General features: G+C 33.6%; 20 protein-coding genes. 7 read left to right on the forward strand and 13 right to left on the reverse strand.

Annotated features, from left to right (window positions below):
* Positions 1-61: 61 nt before the first annotated feature.
* A complete protein-coding gene (locus GQ46_RS17845) occupies positions 62-205 on the reverse strand; it encodes a hypothetical protein (RefSeq protein ID WP_197077327.1) in 144 nt (47 codons plus the stop codon).
* A 58-nt stretch (positions 206-263) separates the two neighbouring features.
* On the reverse strand, positions 264-848 hold the full coding sequence (locus GQ46_RS02440; RefSeq protein ID WP_044398054.1) for an RNA polymerase sigma factor: 585 nt from the start codon (positions 846-848) through the stop codon (positions 264-266).
* A gap of 240 nt (positions 849-1088) precedes the next feature.
* Here GQ46_RS02440 and uvrA point away from each other — a divergent pair, with 240 nt between their 5' ends.
* Positions 1089-3887: an excinuclease ABC subunit UvrA gene (gene uvrA, locus GQ46_RS02445; RefSeq protein ID WP_044398056.1), complete on the forward strand. Its 2799-nt coding sequence runs from the start codon at positions 1089-1091 to the stop codon at positions 3885-3887.
* Positions 3888-4072: 185 nt separating this feature from the next.
* On the opposite strand, the gene GQ46_RS02450 is transcribed toward uvrA, so the two are convergent.
* Positions 4073-5179 (reverse strand): DUF3667 domain-containing protein, encoded by a 1107-nt coding sequence (locus GQ46_RS02450; RefSeq protein WP_044398058.1) that lies wholly within the window; start codon positions 5177-5179, stop codon positions 4073-4075.
* Between the two features lie 225 nt (positions 5180-5404).
* Between GQ46_RS02450 and GQ46_RS02455 the strand changes: the two genes are divergently transcribed.
* Positions 5405-6109 carry a hypothetical protein gene (locus GQ46_RS02455; protein ID WP_044398060.1) on the forward strand — a complete coding sequence of 235 codons (705 nt, stop codon included), beginning with the start codon at positions 5405-5407 and terminating at the stop codon, positions 6107-6109.
* 61 nt (positions 6110-6170) lie between these two features.
* On the opposite strand, the gene GQ46_RS02460 is transcribed toward GQ46_RS02455, so the two are convergent.
* Both GQ46_RS02460 and GQ46_RS02465 read right to left on the reverse strand, forming a co-directional pair.
* Positions 6171-6947 (reverse strand): SDR family oxidoreductase, encoded by a 777-nt coding sequence (locus GQ46_RS02460; protein WP_044398062.1) that lies wholly within the window; start codon positions 6945-6947, stop codon positions 6171-6173.
* Positions 6948-7226: 279 nt separating this feature from the next.
* Positions 7227-7838: a DEAD/DEAH box helicase gene (locus tag GQ46_RS02465; protein ID WP_044398064.1), complete on the reverse strand. Its 612-nt coding sequence runs from the start codon at positions 7836-7838 to the stop codon at positions 7227-7229.
* Positions 7839-7964: 126 nt separating this feature from the next.
* On the opposite strand from GQ46_RS02465, the gene GQ46_RS02470 reads away from it, so the two are divergent.
* Together GQ46_RS02470 and GQ46_RS02475 are read left to right on the forward strand one after the other, a co-directional pair.
* Positions 7965-9188 (forward strand): hypothetical protein, encoded by a 1224-nt coding sequence (locus GQ46_RS02470; protein WP_044398066.1) that lies wholly within the window; start codon positions 7965-7967, stop codon positions 9186-9188.
* A 66-nt stretch (positions 9189-9254) separates the two neighbouring features.
* Positions 9255-9698 (forward strand): hypothetical protein, encoded by a 444-nt coding sequence (locus tag GQ46_RS02475; protein WP_044398068.1) that lies wholly within the window; start codon positions 9255-9257, stop codon positions 9696-9698.
* 85 nt (positions 9699-9783) lie between these two features.
* Here the strand turns inward: GQ46_RS02475 and GQ46_RS02480 are convergent, their stop codons facing one another.
* Genes GQ46_RS02480 through GQ46_RS02495 form a run of 4 tightly spaced genes read right to left on the reverse strand, consistent with a single transcriptional unit; the run spans position 9784 to position 15291 of the window.
* On the reverse strand, positions 9784-11238 hold the full coding sequence (locus GQ46_RS02480; protein ID WP_044398070.1) for a lipopolysaccharide biosynthesis protein: 1455 nt from the start codon (positions 11236-11238) through the stop codon (positions 9784-9786).
* Positions 11239-11252: 14 nt separating this feature from the next.
* Positions 11253-12536, reverse strand: a complete 1284-nt coding sequence (locus tag GQ46_RS02485; RefSeq protein WP_044404426.1) for a glycosyltransferase family 4 protein — start codon at positions 12534-12536, stop codon at positions 11253-11255.
* Positions 12529-14997: a YfhO family protein gene (locus GQ46_RS02490; RefSeq protein WP_044398072.1), complete on the reverse strand. Its 2469-nt coding sequence runs from the start codon at positions 14995-14997 to the stop codon at positions 12529-12531. Before GQ46_RS02490 ends, GQ46_RS02485 begins: the two co-directional genes overlap by 8 nt.
* A 30-nt stretch (positions 14998-15027) precedes the next feature.
* On the reverse strand, positions 15028-15291 hold the full coding sequence (locus tag GQ46_RS02495) for a DUF4834 family protein (RefSeq protein ID WP_044398074.1): 264 nt from the start codon (positions 15289-15291) through the stop codon (positions 15028-15030).
* 118 nt (positions 15292-15409) lie between these two features.
* On the opposite strand from GQ46_RS02495, the gene GQ46_RS02500 reads away from it, so the two are divergent.
* Together GQ46_RS02500 and GQ46_RS02505 are read left to right on the forward strand one after the other, a co-directional pair.
* Positions 15410-16426, forward strand: coding sequence for a transporter (locus GQ46_RS02500; RefSeq protein ID WP_044398076.1), 1017 nt, complete (start codon positions 15410-15412; stop codon positions 16424-16426).
* A gap of 3 nt (positions 16427-16429) precedes the next feature.
* Positions 16430-17551: a hypothetical protein gene (locus GQ46_RS02505; protein ID WP_044398078.1), complete on the forward strand. Its 1122-nt coding sequence runs from the start codon at positions 16430-16432 to the stop codon at positions 17549-17551.
* 74 nt (positions 17552-17625) lie between these two features.
* Here GQ46_RS02505 and GQ46_RS02510 read toward each other — a convergent pair whose 3' ends face one another.
* From GQ46_RS02510 to GQ46_RS02520, 3 genes are all read right to left on the reverse strand, one after another.
* Entirely contained in the window at positions 17626-18885 is a 1260-nt protein-coding gene (locus tag GQ46_RS02510) for an aminotransferase class I/II-fold pyridoxal phosphate-dependent enzyme (protein ID WP_044398081.1), read from the reverse strand.
* A 137-nt stretch (positions 18886-19022) separates the two neighbouring features.
* Complete coding sequence (locus tag GQ46_RS02515; protein ID WP_044398083.1) at positions 19023-20063, reverse strand: PLP-dependent cysteine synthase family protein; 1041 nt, start codon at positions 20061-20063, stop codon at positions 19023-19025.
* Positions 20064-20134: 71 nt separating this feature from the next.
* Positions 20135-22204, reverse strand: a complete 2070-nt coding sequence (locus GQ46_RS02520) for an oligopeptidase B (protein WP_044398085.1) — start codon at positions 22202-22204, stop codon at positions 20135-20137.
* 139 nt (positions 22205-22343) lie between these two features.
* On the opposite strand from GQ46_RS02520, the gene GQ46_RS02525 reads away from it, so the two are divergent.
* Positions 22344-22667: a YbaB/EbfC family nucleoid-associated protein gene (locus tag GQ46_RS02525; protein WP_044398088.1), complete on the forward strand. Its 324-nt coding sequence runs from the start codon at positions 22344-22346 to the stop codon at positions 22665-22667.
* A gap of 65 nt (positions 22668-22732) precedes the next feature.
* On the opposite strand, the gene GQ46_RS02530 is transcribed toward GQ46_RS02525, so the two are convergent.
* Positions 22733-23263 (reverse strand): hypothetical protein, encoded by a 531-nt coding sequence (locus GQ46_RS02530; RefSeq protein WP_044398090.1) that lies wholly within the window; start codon positions 23261-23263, stop codon positions 22733-22735.
* Between the last annotated feature and the right edge of the window lie 123 nt (positions 23264-23386).

Consider the following 23386-nt stretch of genomic DNA (forward strand, 5'->3'; position numbering starts at 1 on the left):
TTACTAACTCCTACCATTATTATTTAAAAAATCCTGATTTTTAAAAATCAGGATTTTTAGTCTAATTCAAGAGTGCTTCAAACTCTATGTTTTTATAATTTATAACACTTAAAGCCTTGGAGTAATTAAGAATAAAACTAATTGTTTCATCTTTTGGGTTCAATTTTTTGTCTTTTTTAGGGTTCTCAGAGTAAAGTTTTGCCATGTAATTTGTTTGTTGTTTCAAATTAATAACGGCATTTTTTCTCATATATTGTATCGTCCTAATTCGTTAAAATAATATTGTGCTTTTCTATGACCTTTCGCATGTTTATTAAAGCATAACGCATACGTCCTAAAGCGGTATTAATACTAACGCCGGTGCGTTCTGAAATCTCTTTAAAACTCATATCCTGATACATACGCATCACTAAAACCTCTTTTTGATCTTCGGGCAGCTCTTCAATTAAGCGTCTCACATCACTTTCAACCTGGTCTTTTATAATCGCTTTTTCAGCATTTAGACTACTATCACATAAAACAGAAAAGATGCTAAACTCACCACTATTATCAAACTTAGGCATGCGATTATTTTTTCGAAAATGATCAATAACTAAATTATGAGCAATACGCATCACCCAAGGTAAAAATTTACCTTCTTCGTTATACTTGCCTCTTTTTAAGGTTTTTATAACTTTAATAAACGTATCTTGAAATACATCTTCAGCCACATCTCTATCATAAACTTTAGAATAGATAAAACTGTAAATACGTTGCTTGTGTCTTTTTATTAAAATTTCTAGTGAAGATTCATCGCCATTAATATAGCTACTAACTAAAGTAGCATCTGTTATAAGTTCTTTTTGCATAGTCATTACTTTTTTTTAGCAGAAGGTAGGACTTCGGCTTTAGATTTAGGTTTGTAAATAAAAAAGTAATCGTATGCTATAGGCTTGAATATTGAATAATTATTAATGTTGTAAATATAACAACAATCATTCCGAAAAAACAAAAAAAATTAAAATTTTTAACATTTTATTGCACAATAATCTGTTTTTAAGCTGAAATAGAAGTCTTATCTTTGTACACTTTGAAATTTACAAAACCCTATGATCACTAAGCTTTCCGAAGTTAATCCCAAACATAACATCATCATTAAAGGTGCTAAATTGCACAATTTAAAAAATATTGATGTGGTTATTCCAAGAAATAAATTGGTGGTTATTACAGGCTTGTCAGGCTCAGGAAAGTCAAGTTTAGCATTCGATACCTTGTATGCAGAAGGGCAAAGACGTTATGTTGAAAGCCTTTCCAGCTATGCCAGACAGTTTCTTGGACGTTTAAACAAACCTAAAGTAGATTACATTAAAGGCATCGCCCCTGCAATCGCTATTGAGCAAAAGGTGAATTCTACTAATCCGCGGTCTACTGTTGGTACAACAACAGAAATTTACGATTACCTCAAATTATTATTCGCAAGAATTGGCAGAACCTATTCCCCACATTCGGGAGATGAAGTGAAAAAAGATTCGGTTACAGATGTTTTAAATTATATAAAAGGTATTGCTCAAGGCGAAAAACTGCTCCTCCTCGCTCCTATTCATTTAGAAGAAGGAAGAGCCATGAGTGATAAATTAAAAGCACTCAATGCCCAAGGGTATGCAAGAATTAAAGCTGAAGGTGAGATTATTCGTTTAGATGCAGCTGAAAACATCACAGAGAAAACAAAAGACCTCTTTTTGGTCATTGATAGAATCGTGACAAAAGACGATGAAGATTTCTTTAATAGATTGGCAGATGCAATACAAACAGCTTTTTTTGAAGGTAAAGGCGAATGCTTTATCGAATCGCTTTCTAGCGATGCTGTAGGTAACGGGATGCGTCATTTTAGTAATAAATTTGAATTAGATGGCATTACTTTTTTAGAACCTAATGTTCATTTATTCAGTTTTAATAACCCGTATGGTGCTTGCCCTAAATGTGAAGGCTATGGAGACGTTATTGGTATAGATGATGACTTAGTAATCCCAAATACAGCACTTTCTGTATATGAAAACGCTATTTTTCCTTGGCGTGGTGAAAGCATGAGCTGGTATCGCGATCAATTAGTAAACAACTCTCATCATTTTGATTTTCCAATTCACAAGCCTTATTTCGAGTTGAGTACTGTTCAAAAAAGCCTCATTTGGAACGGTAATAAATACTTCGAAGGCTTACACGCCTTTTTTGCTGAATTAGAAAGCAAAGCCTATAAAATTCAAAACCGTGTGATGTTATCACGCTATCGCGGAAAAACAAAATGTAAAGTTTGTAACGGAAAGCGCTTACGACCAGAAGCAAATTATGTAAAAGTAGCTGGCGCCACATTAACAGACTTAGTTGAAATGCCTCTAGATAAACTAAGCCTCTGGTTTAAACAATTAGAATTAAACGATCACGATACTACGATTGCAAAACGATTATTGACCGAAATAAATAACCGCCTAGCTTTCTTAAGCAACGTGGGTTTAGATTATTTAACTTTAAATCGTAAATCCAACACCTTATCTGGCGGTGAGAGTCAGCGTATCAATTTAGCGACATCTCTGGGTAGTAGTCTTGTGGGCTCCATGTATATTCTCGATGAACCAAGTATAGGTTTACATCCAAAAGACACAGAACGTCTTATTTTGGTGTTAAAAGCACTACGCGATTTAGGAAACACCGTTATTGTGGTTGAACACGATGAAGACATAATGAAAGAGGCTGATGAAATTATTGATATCGGACCAGAAGCAGGAACCTTAGGCGGCCATGTTGTTGCTAGCGGTACTTATAAGGATATTTTAGCTTCAGATTCTCTAACGGCGCAGTACTTAAATGAAACGCTTAAAATTGAAGTTCCTAAAAAACGGCGTACTTCAAAATATAATGTTGAAGTTATAGGCGCTCGAGAAAACAATTTAAAAAATATAAATGTTAGCTTTCCGCTAGGCATGCTAACGGTTATCACTGGCGTTTCTGGGAGTGGAAAAAGTACCTTAGTTAAAAAAATAGTATACCCTGCACTACAAAAACAACTCACTGGTTTTGGAGACAAACCTGGCCAGTTTACAGAACTCAAAGGAAACTATGCGAATGTAAAACACATCGAATTTGTGGATCAGAATCCCATTGGGCGTTCGTCGCGTTCTAATCCGGTGACTTACATTAAAGCCTATGATGATATTCGGGCACTTTATAGCAAACAAAAGTTAAGTACTATTAGAAATTATGCTGCCAAACACTTTAGTTTTAATGTCGATGGTGGACGCTGTGAAACCTGTAAAGGTGAAGGTGAAGTCACCATTGAAATGCAATTTATGGCAGATGTGCACTTAGAATGTGAAACCTGTAAAGGCAAACGTTTTAAAAAAGAAGTGCTAGAAGTCACTTTTGCTGATAAAAATATCGATGCTATTCTGAACATGACCATTGACGATGCCATTGCTTTTTTTGATGAGAATCACGTTACAAAAATAAAAAATAAATTACAACCGTTACAAGATGTTGGCTTGGGTTATGTGACTTTAGGCCAAAGTTCTTCAACACTATCTGGTGGTGAAGCACAACGTATTAAGCTAGCCTCGTTTTTAGGAAAAGGAAATGCAAAAGAAACGGCCCTGTTTATCTTCGATGAACCAACCACTGGCCTGCACTTTCACGATATTAAAAAGTTATTAAAATCGTTTAACGCTTTAATTGAAAAAGGACACTCTATTATTGTTGTAGAACATAATTTAGAGCTTATAAAATGTGCCGATCACATTATCGATTTAGGACCAACAGGTGGCGAAAATGGAGGGTATTTAGTCGCTTCTGGGACACCAGAAGAGATTATTAAGGTTAACGCTTCAGAAACCGGCAAATATTTAAAAGAGAAACTCTAATATTTTGTGTAACTAACCAACTACTCTATAGACACCTTACGTCCTAAGACAAAAGCATTGAGCGCAATTTAGTTTTTGTAACACTACTAGAATTCACGTAGTAGGTCATAGATAATTAAAGATTTTAATCCATGATGCAAAAGTGTTATGCCCATTTTTGAATATTCCGCTATGGCATGCAGCGTCTAATAAAACATAAAGGCAAATAACCCTAAAACAACTACAGTAATAGGTATTACTATGGCTAAAAACAAGAATGTTGTTAATCCACTTTTTATAAAACTCAAAAACCAATCTTGCTTATAAAAGCGTTTTAGAGCAATTAGTAAATAAATAAAGGTTGACAGTAGAATTAAAAAATCCAGCCAATTCGGGATGTCGATTGCAAAGTTTGTACCAAGAATAATAGTAAAAACGGTAAACAAGAAAGCAAAATAGTAAAAACTAAACACTAAATGATGCGCATAGCGCCCTTTATTGAAGTATAAAACTTTTAATATTAATGCGAAAATTGGCAATAAGAAAAACATGGCTATGGGCATGGTATCATAAAATGTCTGCAAAATACTCCCACCCTGTTTAGATTTATAAAATTTTAATCCTTGAGTATATAATCGTCTTTTAAATGCACCAGCATCATCTTTTAAGCCCATTGCCTTGTGGATTTCGGCATCTGTCGCTTGTGCTTCTATTAACGAATCTATTGTTTTGAATTCATCAAAATTAAAATTTAGCGCGTCATTGTTCTTAAATTTATCCGTATTAACGAAAGAGTCAATTTGCTTTTCAGAAATTTCTGTTAAAAAAGCATTGTCTTTCAATGCTTTTTTAATCTCTTCTTTTGTTATAGAATCTTTTTCTTTTTTAGCTTTGTGGACTTCAAAAGCTATAGAATCCCTTTTTTTTGCGTCGCTAATAGTGTCGTTAATAATTTTTGATTTTTTAAAAGAATCTACGATAGAATTATTAATACTTTCCACTTGTTTTCGTGTACTAAATGAAAATAAAAAGAAAAATACTACTGAGATAAAAAGATAGAGTTGTGCAGGATGAAGATATAACAAACGTTTTCCTTCTATAAACTTTGCTGCCAGATACCCCGGCTTGAACATTAAAGGTAAAAAGCTTCTAAAAAATCGCGCATCCACAGAAAAATAATTGCTAATGGTATTATTAAACAACAAACCTAGAGTAAGCTCTTCGTCATCTTTTTGTCCGCAATAAGGGCAATATTCGTAAGTTTCGTCGAATGGTTGCTCACAATTTTTACACGCTTTTATTTGCTTTGTCATTATTTGAATAGCTCTTATACCCTTTAAAGATACTAAATTATAAAAATTACTTGAACTAATGCTACAATTTCTTACTAGTCCATATGAAGACTAAGTAAAGAAACACCTCATAACACCAGTAAAAACAATGGCTAACAACTTTGGCACGCATATTGAAAACTAATTACACAAATAGCGTAAGCCGAAAAGCTAAAGAGTAGGCACAGAATCTAAAACCCTAATACTATGAAACAATTAGTACTATTATTTACAGGACTGTTAATAGGATTAACCACTGTAACAGCAGCAGAAAAAGTTGAATCTGCATCACAAGGTGAAGATTTGACTAGTAATCGCTACCGTTTTGATGAACCAATCCAGTTTATTGAGCGTGGTGTAGAATTTTTAATTTTTCCCGATGGCTCATTTGACTTTAATACAAATATTGAAGACAACCATAATAATCATGACGACGGTTACTACAGAAGATCGAATACCAGACGTACCAGTGTAAATGGCACCTTTGGAGCACCTGGAACACAAGTGAGGTTTTCTACTCCAAGAGACCGCGGTGTTATTATTACACATGACAGCGATGGAAAAGTAAGACGTATTGGTAATGTCTTTGTAAACTACAATAGAATAGGACAAGTAAGGCGTTTAGGCTCTGTTTACATACAATATAACAGACAAGGCTGGTTAACGCAAGTTGGAGGGTTGCATTTAAGATATAACCGCCGTGGACAGATTATCAATAGTTTTGGTCACGTTAACTTTAGAAATCAAGGTTGTGGATTCTGCGGTGTTACTGGTTGTTCAGTAAGCCATTATGGAACGCATAATAATCATGATGATGATTGGAATAATCAAAACGATAACGACGATTACTACTATTATAAAAAAGATGGTAAAGTTAAGAAGCAAAAAAAGTTGAAAAAACTTAAGAAATAAATTCTTAGAATCTTAAAATATAGAATCCCACAAATTGAGGTTTGCGGGATTTTTTTTATTATTAATCCACTTCTTGCATTTTTCTTACTTTTGAGAGCAGGAATTTTTTTGGTATTACAGGAATCATCGTCAGCATGGTTTTCTGAGAAAAAGTCAAACCAGACATCACATCTAGTTTACCCGCAATCATTCCGTTATAAGCATCTTCTGCAACATTTCTTGCACTTGCAGTACTTTTAAACAGCTCTGTTTTGTTCATGCCAGAAACTTTACCAAAATTTGTTTCTGTTGCACCAGGCATTAAATTGGTAACCGTGATATTTGTATCATGTAGTTCTTCTGCTATTGCATTACTAAAAGAAGTAACATAAGCTTTTGTAGCAAAATAAACAGCTTGTAAAGGTCCGGCCATTAAACTTGCTGTTGACGACACATTAAGAACTCTCCCTTCATCTCTCGCTACGAAATCAGGTAAAAACAAACGCGTTAAAGCAGTCAAGGCTAAAATATTTAATAAAATCATGTCGTGGTCTTCTTGCCATTCCCTTTCATGAAATTTTCCTATGCCACCAAAACCAGCATTGTTAATTAAGTAATCTATAGTAATATGCTCTCTTTTCACAGCATCATAAACGTCTTGCGCTGCGTTTGGTTTCACTAAATCTTGAACGATGAGAAAGACTTTAATGTTGTATTTAGTCTCCAACTCTTTTTTTATGGCTTTCAAAGCATCTTCACTCCTAGCCACCAAAACCAGGTTCCCTCCTTTTTCTGCATGAATTTGAGCTAACTTTTTACCTATGCCAGTACTGCCTCCTGTGATTAATGCTGTTTTCATATTTTACGCTTTTATTAAAGATAAAACATGATAAAGCATATTTCTGTTAAAAAACTTGTAATTAAGTTGAGTTATAGTGGCGTTAAATGAAATAAACAAGGAAGACATGGTCTATAAAACTAGTATTTCTACAAATTCAGTTTTATAGCTATATTTGATGCAGCCCTTCTAAAGCTTTTTTTTTTCTTCTGTATAATGGGACTAAGCTAAATATTTCAAACGCTCAGGCTCCTAAATATCTGTTATATCGTGTTCTTTAATCCTTAGTCAAAGGGTATGCTACCCTTTTATAATCTGAGCATTAAACATGAAGGTGTCTTCAAAACGTTTTAGTCGTGGTGTTAATTTTTCAGCAAAAATGAGGTATTGACACTTCTCCATGCTTTCTGGTATACGGTTAACATCTGCAAAATGCATCCCTTTTTCTGCAAACACCGCATCCTCAATGATGAATAGTTTTAACTGACTCACATTAACCGAATTCAATAAAAACAACCTGTTTAAACGCTTAGGCGTTGCAATTAATATATCTTGTCCGTAATAAATTTCTTCCTTTTGTTGGTCTAGCGTTTGCTCTTCGTAAGCCGTATAGACTCTTAAATCTGTACGTTTACAAAATTTAGTAAATTCTTCTTTTAGTCTTAATGCTTCCGCTTTGTTTTCAACAATAATTAGAGCTCTTGGTGCATCTTCAAAAGCCTGACTGTTCAATTTTTGCATGGTTGCAATAATTATTGCTGTTGTTTTTCCGCAGCCTTTATCGCCAATACAAAACAAATCTGCACCTCCTTTTATTTTTGGTAATACTGCTTTTTGAAATGGTGTAAGCAGCGTAATATTATTATTATCTAAGGCTTCTTTGATTTCAGTATTTAATTTTTTTAAGGACATGATTTTCTTCTTATTGTAAGTATACTGCGAAGTTAACGGATATTTACCGACTTACAAAACTACAGCAATATAGTTTTGGCACGATGCTTGTATTTCTGTTAGTGTTCAATCTTAAAAACGAATATTATGAAACAATTTATGTATCTTTTATCAGCCTTACTTCTTACGAGTTTTACTGTAAATGCAGACGCAAATAACAATAAAGAGACTTCAGAATCTATAGCAACCTCATACCGAGGTTATGGCAAGTCTTTTATTTTTAACGAACAAGGTATTGAATTTTCTGTTTATGCAGATGGGCAATTCGATTTTTACATGCCAAATTATGGACCAGATGTGAATGTTTCAATAGGTGCGCCTAATGTGAACATCAGTTTTAACTCTGGTTATGACTATAACGCCTATGTGCAATACGATGAATATGGTGCGATTATTCAAATTGAAAACACGCCTATTTATTATGACCACTATGGTCGCATTACTCAGGCAGGAGACATTTATATCAATTATAATAATCGCGGATACATTACAAGAGTTGGTGGATTATATGTACACTACAATAGATATAATAGGTTCGATTACTGTTCTGGATATATAAACGTTTACAATAGAGCTTATGTATACAGACCTTGGCACAGATACTATGCTATTCCAGCTTATAACTATTGTGTCGTTTATAATAGACCTTACAGACAACATTATGTACCTATTCGATATAGATATGATAGACCGTATGCTAACAACTATAGAAGAGCTACAGCTGTAGCTAGTAGAAGAGGTAATACGATATCAAGAAACAGAAGTTATGCTTCTAATACCAATGGGAGATCTAGAGCTAATGCAACAACTAGAACTCGTGGTACAGCATCAAATGCGACACCAAGAACCCGAGGTAATGCTACAACAGCTACGCCTAGAACTAGAGGAAATAGCTCTGCTTCTACACCAAGAACTAGAGGAAATAGCTCTGCTTCTACACCAAGAACTAGAGAAAACAGCTCTACTTCTACACCAAGAACTAGAGGTAATTCAAGCACGCCAAATACCAGAGAGCAATCGAATACCCCTAGAACTAGAAGTACAACACCTACACGAACACGTCCTAGTACAGAAGCTCGTAACACGCGATCTAACAGAACGGTAGCTACTCCTAATCAAAGTAGAACACGTACACAGTCAAGTACTTCAAGAACAAATAATAAACGTGTCGCTTCTAATACAAGAAATAATAGAACAGTTGCAAAATCAACCCCTTCGAGAAATACAAAAGCAAGAAGTACAAGAACTAACACAAGTGTTTCTCAAGCTTCAAAAACACGTACTTCTAGATCTAGAAGAGGCGATAGATAATATAAACTTAAAAACACCTTTTTAATAAAAAATTCAATTCAAAACAACTATTTAAATCTTATAAAAATGAAAACAAAACCTACTTTACTCGTCCTTACTTTTTTCCTAATGGCAAGCATATGCTTTGCTCAAAAAGATCAACCGCTATCTATCATACATGGAAAAGTAGGTATCTCAAAATACCACGACCGCGATGAACTGAACCAGTTACATAAAGGTAAATTATTAACCTTGTATATTGAAAGAATAGAAGTGATTGTTAAAATTTTACCTAACATAGCCTTTGCTACTATGCCTGGTGTTACCATGACCAATTTAGGTATTCCAGACACTAAAGATCACAGAAAAGCATTGGAGGATCAGCATGAGGCTACAGACACTTATTTTACTAATACGCTTGAGTTTCAAAACAAGATATTACCCTACTCAGACAAGTCTAACTTAATCTCTGCCATCTTGTTTTACGAAGAAACCTTGAAGTCATTGCATACCTATAATGAATTTAATTAATACCCATCCCCTATGAGTTTTAATAAATTTAAATCCTGTTATTTTGTTTACGAAAGCAAAATAACAGGATTTTTTAGTTTATAAACTAGCGTTTTATCAGTCTACTAATAATCGCAGAAATATCTTTTGAAAGTTTAAGGCGTAGTACTAAAACACCATAGCTTATACTAATTAAAATGGACTTAAGAACAATATTCAAAATAGGATTGAAATTGAAATCCCAAAAATAGAACAGTAAAGTCGTGATTAAAATTAATAAAAAAGCAGGCAGGGTCTTTTCACTAAAAGGGTGCATCTTAAATTTCTTATGGACATACCACACCTTTAAAATGCCGTAAAACGAAAGCGAAATAAAAGTAGCGGTAGCTGCCCCATTTATATTATAAATTGGTATGAATATAAAATTCAAAACAACGGCAAGCATAATAATGAGTAATCCAAAAAACAAAATAATTCTATAATAATCCGAATTAAAAATAATAGAGTTGTTATTACCTGAAAGATTATCTAGTAATTTAATAATCCCAATGATGATGACCACATAAAGACCTTGACTATAATCTTGAGGTAAAATAACATACAATTCGTTAATGTTTGCTATTATTAAAATGAATAACAAACCGGCAACAACTAAAAGATTCAACGCACTTTTTTTATACAAATGAGAAAGCGCTTTAAAGTTTTTCTCATTCATTAATTTTGCGGTTATTGGATACGTAATTTGATGCATTGCTCTGGATGGCACAGCAATCACCGTTACTATGAATATAGCTACATTATAAGGGGCAATGTTATCAATTTCTACTAGCTTACCCAGCATAAATTTATCCAAATCCAACATTAGCATCGCCACAGAACCTGCGATTATTATTAGAAAACTATATTTTAAAACGGAGACTACATTAAAATTAAAATTAAAATCAACCTTAGGGAAACGCAAGCTAAACGCGTAGATTTTTATGATTAGCATTCTTAAAACATAAACAGCTCCTAAGCTATATATAAATTGTTCAACAGTAATCCATTTAAAATAGACACTAACAAGTAACAACAGCACACATACTCTATGAAAGACCTCTTTCATGAGGTTACCAAAAGCACTTTTAAAATGGATTTTACTCCAGGCAAAAAAGATTTCAAAATAAGCCATTGCTACAGCTATAACATAAATTAACCAAGTGTAGTCTTTAATAATTGTATTTTTATTAGCTAACCAGTTGCTAATCCATTCATAACCTAATGTGCCAAACAATCCGACAGGAATAATCATTATTAAAGGCAAAAACAACATCAAAGTTAAAAAACTGTTTTGCTTCTTTTTTGTTTTATAAGAAGAATAAAACTTAACTAATGTATTACTAACGCCAAACATAAAAATAGGCATCATTATATTAGCTGTTGACAAAACAAAGCCGACCAATCCAAAGTACTCTTTGGTCAAAAAATAAGTGTATAGAAATAAGGTATTAATAGCACCTATTACAAAACCTATATAAGTGGTTACCGTATTCTGTATTGATTGTTTAATAACTATTCCCATAAACTTACAGGTCGTTATTTAACGATTAGCTGAGCTAATGATTTAGTTAAGTCTTTACGACTATACTTTTTTAAGCCTATTGGGTTTGTTTTCAAATTCTTTTGTTGAAAAGCGTTAAAATGTTCAAAAATTTGATGTTTTAACTCCGTGGCAGCATCGTAATTAAAATAATGTCCTGTGTTTGTTTCTTTAATTATTTTTTCGACGTCTGTGCCTTGTGGTCCGATAGCTATAATAGGTCTTTCCGAAACCATATATTCAAATAATTTTCCAGGAATAATTGCTTTGGTTTCTATAGAATCTATTTCGATGAGTAACAATACTTGTGATTTTTTTTGAAAATGAACAGCCTCTTCATGTGACACATAACCTACGACATTTAGATGGTTATTTAAATTATAATCTTCAATCGATTTTAGAACGGCGACTCCAACAGAACCAACCAAGTTCAATTTGAAACTTTTAGCAAAATCATCGTTTTCTTTAATTAATTCACTGAGCGCTTTCCATAGTATTTCAGGATTTCGTTTTGATAATAATGACCCGATATGCGACACTGTAAACCGAGAATCCATGATTGTCTTTTCAGCTTTCTCTATATCGTAGCCATTTGTTATCACCGCTATTGGCTTATTAGTAATTTTAGAAAATTCTTTTTTGGTATTCGTACTAGTTACTATAATAGTATCAGCAGTATTTAACACTTTTTCTTCTAATGCTTTGTGCTTACTTTTAGATTTATTAGTTAATTTTAATTGCTTGTGATAACCTATCGTTGTCCATGGATCACGAAAATCAGCCAGCCACTCTACGCCGGTTTTTTCTTTTAATTGCAAACCAATAAGGTGTAAACTATGTGGCGGGCCACTCGTAATAATCGTTTCAATATCAAAGTCCTTGATATACGTCGACAAATACCGTACTGAAGGTTTCACCCAATGCTTTCTAGCGTCCGGAATAAAAAAATTACCCCGAATAAACAGTAGTGCTTTTTGTGCCAAACTCTGCTTCTTTTCTTCTGGAATAATGCCCTTACTAATGGTTTTGCTGTCTTTTGATAAAAAGTTAGCTATTTTGTAAGGCTCATTAATAGGCTGTTTTAAAACAATTAAGTCTTTTGAAACTTCAGCTAACAAACTTTCATCTTTTTGTGGGTAAATGGGATTGTAAGGGCAATAAACTATGGGTTGAATATCAAATTCAGGTAAATATTTCACAAACTTTAGCCAACGTTGTACGCCTGGACCTCCAGCTGGTGGCCAATAATAGGTAATGACTAAAACTTTTTTCTTACTCAACTTTTTTGTTTTTAAACTCATAAAACAACCCTCCCAATAGCAATAAAAACAATACTGCAACACTGGCTAAAGCTATTGTACTTCCAGTCTTCACAACCTCTGGTTCAAATTTAAAGACTATGGTATGTTTTCCTTTTGGTATTTCCAAACCTCTTAAAATATAATTGACTCTTTGAATTGGAACAGATTTATCATCTATTGAAGCTTTCCAACCGTTGCCATAATAGACTTCTGAAAAAACAGCAAAACCATCGTTATTATTAAAAGACTCATATTTAATATAGTTTGGTTCGTAATCTACGACTTTTATAGACGCTAAAGAGTCTAGTTTATATATAGGATGTAATGTGTTATCTGAAGTATAGACCGCAAGTTTTTTATTGTCTATTTTTTCTAAAGCGAGTATTTCATCGTTAGCCGACCCTACTTTTTGTAATACTTCTATAAACCAAGCATTACCATTAGCCTCTTCATTGAGGTACGGATATGGTTTTTGAGACTCATCTTCTGCTATAATGTATTTTGTATTCAACATATTCAATACATTCATGTTGTTTCTTGAAATATAAAAATCATAAAGTGCATCAAAGCGCTTCAATTTTGCTGCATGGTAACCATTAAGCGTATTGTGAAAATATGGCGCACTCAGTGACCCAGAGGTCATTTCTTTTACTTTTTGTGCGCTGGCTCTACCTTCCCCTGAGCTTATATCGTAAACTCTGAAATGTCCATTATCTGAAAAGATTTTTTTATCTGCCTTATTGGTTTGAAACGGCTTTTGAACATATCTCGATGCTACAAAATTTTCAGTATTCACATAACGTCTGTCTACACCTACCTGATCGAATACAATTAAAAGCGCAAATACAATAATCACTTTTACCTCAGATAACTTCTTCTTTAAAAACGAGTAAATAGTTATTGCTGAAAGTAATACTAAAAGTAAACTTCTTAAAGTGTCTTTTGTGAAAATCATTTTTCTATCTGACACAATAGCATCTAAAAACGGTTTCCCATAATTGGCTTTAAAAGAAGCGTCACGTGCACCTTCAAAATTAAAACCTAAAATTCCTGTATATCTACTTATGAGAAATATTACAGCCATTCCGGCTGTAATTAGTACTGAGAATTTCAAAGCTTTAATTTTGTCTTCATCCTTTCCGTAGTCATTAAACAAGCGTACTAAGGCAAAAATTGCCAGTACAGGAATACACAATTCTAGGATTACTTGTATCGAAGTGACTGCTCTAAACTTATCGTAAAGTGGCACAAAATCAATAAAAAAGTCGGTTAGAAAACCAAAATTCTTTCCATAAGACAATAAAAGAGACATTAGAGTTCCAGCTACTAACCACCATTTTAATCGTCCTTTAACTAAAAACAGCCCAAAGACAAATAAAAAGAGTATGACGGCACCCACATAAGCAGGAGCCTCAACAATGGGTTGATCTCCCCAATACGTTGGCACACTTTCAGCGGCTTCTTTAGCTTGTGCAGGCGAAGCCCCTTGTGCTAAATAAAAATCGTAAAATGCAGAATCTTCTCCAACATTCTCACTCATACCACCACCTAATAGTCTTGGAATAAACAAGTTAAATGTTTCTAACCCGCCGTAACTATACTCTGTAATCTTTTCTTTTGGTAATCCAGTTTCAGCAGCTTTTGGCGAACCATCTGGATTTATAGTAATTTCACTTTGGCCTCGGGTACTTTCTTTTACATACTCTTGGGTTGCTAAAATATTTGCCGCATTCATCCCAACGGCAAGAATTACTGCTACCATTAGAATCCCAATAGACTTAAAAAAGTGTGGCAACACTTTCTTTTTATAGGCATCTATCAAATAAACAATACCTATAACTATGACGAGTAGCATTAAATAATAGGTCATTTGAAAATGATTTGCCACCAATTGCAGACCCATGGCTAGTGCAGTAACAATAAATCCGAGACTATATTTTCGTTGAAAGGTGAGTAGTATCCCACTTATAACCAATGGCATATAAGCAATAGCATGTGCTTTACTATTGTGTCCAACACCCAGAATAATTACTAAATAAGTTGAAAAACCAAAGGCCAAAGCCCCTAGAGCGGCCAGTTTAAAATTCACTTTTAAACTCAAAAGTAAAATGTAAAAACTTACAAAATAAAGCAAAAGATAATCTGCCGGACGTGGTAAGAATCGTAATGCCAAATCTAATTTCTTGATGTAATGATGCGGATATCTTGCTCCTAACTGATAGGTAGGCATACCTCCGAAGGCACTGTTTGTCCAATACGTTTCTTCTCCGGTTTCGGCTTTGAAGTCACGTTGTTGCTTTGCCATGGCATTGTACTGCACAATGTCACTTTGCAGGATTTCTTTACCTTGCAAAACAGGACTAAAATAAGCTAATGAAAGTATTATGAAGCCAGCAAATACGAGTAGATGTGGCAGGATTTTTTTTAAGATTGATTGCATAAATATTGATGAAAACTTTGAAAGTGAAAATTAATCAATTTCTTCGTAATCTACATATTCACCAACAGTTTTGTTTGAGGTTTTATTATCAGGCATCTTATCAATAGTGATTTCGCCTTCATTTTGAGGCTTTTGCTGTGGTCTTTCATTTTGAAAACCACCAAATTGGCCGCCAAAACGTTGTTTCGCCTTTTTTTTAAGATACTTTAAAAATAATGGCGCAAAAAGTCTCGACAAAATTTTGAAGCCATAAAAAATCACCAAAATTATAAGTATCGTTCGTAATAATTGCATGTCAACTATTTAATAGAATTATGTTTCATACAAAAATACAATACTTAGCCTGTAATTTCAGTTTTAAATACTTAAAAAATATATAAAATCTCTATATTTGGAGCTAAACTACTTACTTATGTTTTTAAGGAAACAATATCTACCACTCCTGGTTTTCGCGGCTTGCATTTCTGCGAATGCTCAATATACCGAAGTTATAAACTCTAATCGCCCTGGTGTTTCAAGATCAGCCTTTTCTGTTGGCACTAATGTTGTGCAGTTTGAAGCTGGACCTTTTACTGTTAAAGAAGAGCACACCCCTTTAAAATATGAAGTTAAAGGTTTTGGTGTTGATTTTGCTGCGCGTTATGGATTACTTTTTCCGCAATTGGAAATTAACATTGAAGGGACTTATCAAAATGACACGAAAACAGATTTTCGTTCTGCAATATCAAGTGAATTTGGACGCGCTAATTTTAAAAACCTCACTTTAGGAGCGAAGTATTTGATTTATGATCCCTATAAAAATCGCGAAGACAAAGTCAGTATATACAGCTATCACGAAAACAAAAAATTTAGATGGTCTGATTTAATTCCTGCCGTAGCCGTTTATGGTGGTGCTAACTATGATTTAGAAAACAACCCTTACACTGCTCCTGGCGTAGAAGGTTTTAGCCCGAAAGTCATGATTGCAACACAAAATAATTTTTCAAGTGGTTGGGTATTTATTATGAATTTTTCAAAAGATAGAATTGGTACAGATTATTCAGATTTTCAATATATTTTAACGCTCACGAAAGCTATAAGTCAGCAGTGGGTTTTATTTGGTGAGACACAAGGAATTCAAAGTGATTTTTATGCCGATAATTTATTTCGTTTTGGTGGTGCGTATTTATGGAATGAAAATTTCCAATTAGATACGGCTTTAACTTTTAATACAAAAGATACGCCTTCTGTTTTTGGAGTTAACCTTGGCGTGTCTTACCGTTTAGATTTTCATAAAGACCCAGGTATAGATAATGGTACATCTGTTGAAGCAGAAGCAGAACGAAAAGCTAATAAAAAAAGAAAACAGACGAATGATTTAGATTTACCTGAAGGTGACACTAATAGAAGAAAAAAAACAAACAGTATTGATTTTGATGATGAAGACTAGCCTATGATTAAAATTAAAGAGGTCTCTAACAAAAAGGAATTAAAAGCCTTTGTAACCTTTCCCTTTTCGCTTTATAAAAACTCCAAATATTGGGTTCCTCCTATTATTAGTCAGGAAATGGCAACTTTTGACAAAGAAAAGAACCCTATATTTAAAGATGCCGAAGCCACATTTCTTCTTGCCTATAAAGATGGTGAAATTGTTGGCCGGGTTGCCGCAATAATAAACTGGCTGGAAGTCGACAAAAAAAACCAAAAGAAAATGCGTTTTGGTTGGTTTGATTTTATTGATGATATCGCTGTTTCAACTGCACTTTTAAATGAAGTCAATCTCATTGGTAAAGCTAATAATTTAGAATATACAGAAGGCCCCGTTGGCTTCTCAAATTTAGACAAGGTTGGTGTGATGACTGAAGGTTTTGACCAGATTGGCAATATGATTACCTGGTATAATCACGCGTACTATATTAAGCATTATGAAACTTTAGGCTATACTGTTGAAAAATCGTACTCTGAAAGTAAGTTTCCTTTTAAGAATGTAAAGCCTGAGTTTTTTAAAAAAGCACAAGAGCTTATTAAACGCCGTTATAAGTTAAAAGCATTGCAATTGAACACAACATCTGAAGTTATGCCTTATGTGGATAAAATGTTCGATTTATTTAATGCCTCCTATTCTTCTCTATCTTCTTTTGTAGAGATTACAACGATTCAAAAAAAGTATTTTAAAGAGAAATTCATCTCTTTTATTAATCCTGAATACATTAAGTTTGTTGTTGACGAACAAGACAATATGGTGGCCTTTGCTATTGTAATGCCACGCTTTGCCAAAGCATTACAAGACATGAATGGTAAATTATTCCCTTTTGGTTTTGCCAGATTATTAAAAGCTAAAAAAACGAGTAAAGATGCTGTTTTTTATCTTATTGGTGTTCATCCCGACTATCAAAACAAAGGTGTACATGCCGTTATTTTTAATGAATATTACGAGACATTCACTAAAAAAGGAATTATTGATTGTTATAGAACACCTGAATTAGAAGACAATGAAGCGATACACAAAATCTGGAAGCATTTTGATCCTGTTGTTATAAAAAGAAGAAAAACCTATAGAAAAAATATCACGTAGAATTAAACATAAAAAAATCCGATTCAAATGAATCGGATTTTTTTATTTGTATTATCTCTTTAAGTCAATCAAAGTTACTCGCCCATTGCTTTTATTAAAGCTGCAGACAGGCGTTTATATGTTCCATTCTCCAATCTTGTTCTAATAGCATCAAAAGCATCTAACGTATCAGAAACATCTTGTAATGTATGCGTTGCTGTTGGAATCATTCGTAATAAAATTAATCCTTTTGGTATTACTGGATATACCACTATAGAACAGAAAATACCATAATTCTCACGTAAATCTCTTACTAAGGCCATTGCTTCAGGAATACTTCCGTTTAAGTAAACTGGCGTAACACAACTTTGTGTGGTACCAATATCAAATCCTCTATCTTTTAAACCAGATTGTAATGCATCAACAATTTTCCATAAGTTCTCTTTCAATTCAGGCATGCTACGTAACATATCTAAACGTTTAAGTGCACCAACAACTAACTGCATTTGTAATGATTTTGCAAACATTTGTGAACGCAAGTTATACTTTAGATAGTCCATAATTTCTTTATCACCAGCGATAAAAGCACCAGTACTAGCTAAAGATTTTGCAAATGTTGCGAAATACACATCAATTTCATCTTGCACACCTTGCTCCTCACCTGCTCCTGCTCCTGTCTTTCCTAGTGTTCCAAAACCGTGAGCGTCGTCAACCAACAATCTGAAATTGAATTTCTTTTTGAGTGCTACGATTTCTTTTAAACGCCCTTGCTCTCCTCGCATTCCAAATACACCTTCAGAAATAACTAAAATACCACCTCCGGTTTGTTCTGCCATTTTCGTAGCGCGCTCTAAGTTTTTTTCTAAACTTTCTACGTCATTATGTTTGTATGTAAAACGTTTACCCATATGCAAACGTACACCATCTATAATACAAGCGTGCGCGTCTACATCATACACTATAATATCGTCTTTTGCGACTAATGCATCAATGGTAGACATGATGCCCTGATAACCAAAGTTTAATAAATAAGCAGCTTCTTTACTTACAAACGCTGCTAATTCATTTTGTAATTGGTCGTGCAATTCTGTGTGTCCAGACATCATTCTTGCTCCCATTGGATAAGCAGAACCATAATCTGCAGCAGCTTGTGCATCAACTTTACGCACCTCCGGATGGTTTGCTAAGCCTAAGTAGTCATTAATACTCCAAGTAATAACATCTTTTCCTTGAAATTTCATTCGGTTAGAAATTTGTCCTTCCAACTTAGGAAACACAAAGTAACCTTCTGCCTGCTCCGCCCATTTTCCTAAAGGCCCTTTATCCTTGTATATTTTTGCAAATAAATCTTTCATGTATACGTTCTAGTTAGTTTAGAATTTTCAAAATTACATAATTCTCCGTTTCTCGCATAATTTTTTTACATTCTATTATTAACATTAAAAAAGCTGATGTCAGCTTAACACCAGCATTGATTTTAATATTTTTACTTTTATTTAATGTATTGTATGGCTTGTGCCGCCTCCTCGTTTTTACTATCAAAAAAGCCTTGAGCATTCATCCATTTGTCGCTGTACACCTTACTCATATATCGCGAGCCGTGATCTGGAAAAATAATAACCACATTATCTGTTGCTTTAAACTCACCTTCTGCACTTAATTGCTTTACCGCTTGCATAGCAGCTCCTGATGTGTATCCAACAAATAAGCCTTCCGTTTTTGTTATTTCACGTGCCGTATGTGCGCTTTCTTCATCCGTTACTTTTACAAATTTATCTATGATATCAAAATCTGTCGCCGTTGGTATTAAGTTTTTACCTAAACCTTCAATTCTATAAGGATAAATTTCCTTTTCATCAAATTCTCTGGTTTCGTGATATTTTTTTAATACTGATCCAAAAGCATCGACTCCTATAATTTTAATATTTGGGTTTTGCTCTTTTAAATACTTTGCGGTACCAGAAATAGTACCTCCTGTTCCGCTACATGCTACTAAATGAGTGATTTTTCCTTCCGTTTGTTTCCAAATTTCTGGACCTGTAGAAGCATAATGAGCATCAATATTTAATTGATTGAAATATTGATTGATATAAACCGATCCTTTAATTTCATCATGTAAGCGTTTTGCAACCTGATAATAGGATCTCGGGTCATCTGCGCTCACATTTGCCGGACAAACATAGACTTTAGCGCCCATGTTTTTTAGCATGTCAATTTTATCTGCTGAAGATTTAGAACTCACTGCTAAAATGCAATCGTACCCTTTAATAACACTAACCATGGCAATACTAAAACCTGTATTTCCAGAAGTTGTTTCAATAATTGTGTCGCCAGGTTTAATAATACCTTGCTTTTCTGCTTGTTCTATAATATATAATGCAATTCTATCTTTAGAAGAGTGCCCTGGATTAAAAGCTTCAACTTTAGCTAAAAAGTTACCTTTAAACTCAGATGTCATTCTTTTTAGTTTTATCATTGGTGTATTGCCAATTAAGTCCAATACATTGTCAAAAACTTGCTTGTCGTGTGCCATAAACAATATTTAATCGGTTACCATTAGTTAGAAATGCAACCTTAAACCTCGCAAAAATAAGCAATTTATTTTTAATGGTCAATTCCTTCTAAATCTAATAAAAAAGCATATTCCAACGCCACTTCTTTTAGACTTTCAAATCGTCCAGAAGCACCACCATGACCCGCTTCCATATCTATATGAAATAATAACTTATTTTTATCTGTTTTAAATTCTCTCAATTTAGCAACCCATTTTGCAGGTTCAAAATATTGTACTTGAGAATCATGTAATCCCGTAGTCACCAAAATATTTGGATAAGACTTTGCTTCAATATTGTCATAAGGAGAATACGACTTCATATAGTCGTAATATTTCTTATCGTTGGGGTTTCCCCATTCATCATATTCACCTGTTGTAAGTGGAATACTATCATCTAACATCGTGGTTACAACATCTACAAAAGGAACAGCTGCAATGACGCCTTTATACAATTCAGGGTTTAGATTTATAACTGCACCTATTAATAAACCGCCAGCACTTCCACCCATAGCATACAAATGTTCTTTAGACGTATAATTGTTTTCAATTAAATATTTTGAACAGTCTACAAAATCTGTGAACGTATTCATTTTAGATAAAAGTTTACCGTTTTCGTACCATTCACGACCTAAATATTCACCCCCACGAATATGCGCAATCACATATATAAAACCACGGTCTAAAAGGCTTAATCTAATTGTTGAAAAATAAGGATCTATGGTTGCGCCATAAGAGCCATAGGCATATTGTAGCACAGGACTTTCTCCATTTAATGCAAGGCCTTTTTTGTAGACAATTGACATTGGTACTTTTACACCATCTCTTGCAGTAGCCCAAACACGCTTAGATTCATAATTATTTTTATCAAAGGTTCCGCCTAAAACTTCCTGCTCTTTTTTTACTTCTTTACGTTTTGTTTTAAAGTTGTAGTCAATAACAGAACTCGGGGTAGTCAAAGCGTTATAAGTATAACGTAATGTTTCACTGTTAAAATCTGGGTTATTGCCTATATTTGCAGTATAGGTTTCATTACCAAATGGGAGATAGTAGTCTTCACTCCCATTCCAATTTATAATACGAATTTTATTTAAACCATTTTCACGCTCACTAACCACAAGATATTCTTTAAATATCTCTATATCTTCTAAAAGCACTTCTTTTCTATGTGGTAATACCTCTTCCCAATTTTCTTTCTCTGTTTGGGTTTCGGGTGTTTTTAAAAGTTTAAAATTGGTTGCATTATCTTTATTAGTTATGATGTAGAAGCTATCACCATAATGGGAAATTGAATATTCCAATTCACGTTCTCTTGGCTGGAAAATTTTAAATTCACCATCTGGAGTATCGGCCTTTAAAATGCGATACTCTGTTGTGAGTGTGCTAGAAGATCCTATAATGATGTATTTTTTAGACTTTGATTTGTATACGTAGGAATTGAATGTTTCATCTTCTTCATGATACACCAAAGTATCTTCTGCTACTTCTGTATACAATTTATGTTTATAGATTTTATCTGAACGCAGCGTAACTTCATTTTTTTTTACATAAAATAAAGTCTTATTATCATTTGCCCAAGTAGAGCTACCCGTTGTATTTTCAATTTTATCTAAAAAAATCTCACCTGTTTTTAAATTTTTAATTTGAAGTGTATACTGTCTACGACTTACTGTATCAACCGAAAAACTCGCCATAGTATTATCTGGGCTTATAGAAATTCCTGCTAATCTAAAATAAGAATACGCTTTAGCCATTTCATTACAGTCGAAAAGAATCTCTTCTTCTGCTTCTAAAGTTTCTTTTTTTCTTGTATAAATGGGATAATCTTTACCATTTTCGAATTTAGTAATGTACCAATACCCATTTAATTTGTAGGGCACAGAGCTATCATCTTCCTTAATCCTGCCTTTCATTTCTTCAAACAATGCCTTTTGAAAGTTGTCAGTATGCTTGAGTCCTTCCTTAGTATATTTGTTTTCTGAATTCAAATGATCAATAACGTCTTGATTGTCTCTGTCATTCATCCAAAAGTAGTTATCAACCCTGATGTCATCGTGGATTTCTAATTTCTTTTCAATTTTTTTTGCCATTGGAGCTTCAAAAGAAGCGTTATTTTTTGTCATATTTAAATTTTGTGTTCACAATAAAACAAAAGTAAAACTTATAAGGAATAAAATGATGAGATTTTTCAATAGATATTATATTGGTTATTAACCATCCAATTTAATAAATTTGTAAATTGAATTAATAAAAAAAGAAATTATGTTTGGAGATTTAATGGGAATGATGGGCAAATTAAAAGAAACCCAACAAAAAGTAGAAGAAACAAAAACACGGTTAGACTCGGTTTTAATAGATGAGCAAAGTAATGATGGCCTATTAAAAGTCACACTCACGGCGAACAGGACACTCAAATCTATTGATATTGATGATTCTCTTTTAGAAGATAAGGAGCAACTTGAGGACTATTTAATATTGATTTTGAATAAGGCTATTGAGAATGCGACTCATGTTAACGAAGCAGAAATAGCTGCTGTTGCTAAAGATGGCATGCCAAATATTCCAGGAATGGACATGTTTAAATAAAAAACCCTGCCTAGTTAGCAAGCAGGATTTTTTCATCAACTAATCAAAAATAAGTCCTTAGCAGACTAATTTGGTATAAGGCTTTGTTTTTTGAGATATTCAGGTGAATTAAGAAACAATTGTTCTACTTGGTAATCCCAGTCTCTAACGATATCAAAATAACTTGTATTCACTTCAGCCATGATAATATTACAATCTTTACAGGTGTGTTTGTAGCCTAAAAAGTAGTGTCCAAATTCATGGAAAGCCACCACTTTTAAAATTTCTTTATCTAGAAGCGTCATCCAACTAAAGATTATTTTTTCAACATCATGGTTATCATTTCTTACCAACATACCTAAGGTTCCACCTTTTGCTGTCATTTTTAGAGAGTCTACAATCGCTATTTCTTTTAATTTAAATAGCTTTTCTGTACAGTTAATATCATAGGCTTTGCATAATCGCATAAAATCGTCTAAATGAGGCTGAATTAATCCATCTGTTTTTAATACATCAGAAGACGAAATTCTCTCAGGGAGCTCGTAAGTGGCGTTTTGAGCATTAAGAACAAATAACCACACGAAGGTTAAAAATAAAGTTAGGTAGGCACGCTTCATAGGTATTATAGGTTTTATTGGGGTATTTTTATATTTTAAAAACAACTATCTGATTATCATAACGTTGTATCCATGTGGCTAACATAACTAGAATTTTCCATACTAACAAATAAATTATGCATT

It is taken from the genome of Lacinutrix sp. Hel_I_90 (assembly GCF_000934685.1).
In the GTDB taxonomy this organism is placed as follows: domain Bacteria; phylum Bacteroidota; class Bacteroidia; order Flavobacteriales; family Flavobacteriaceae; genus Lacinutrix.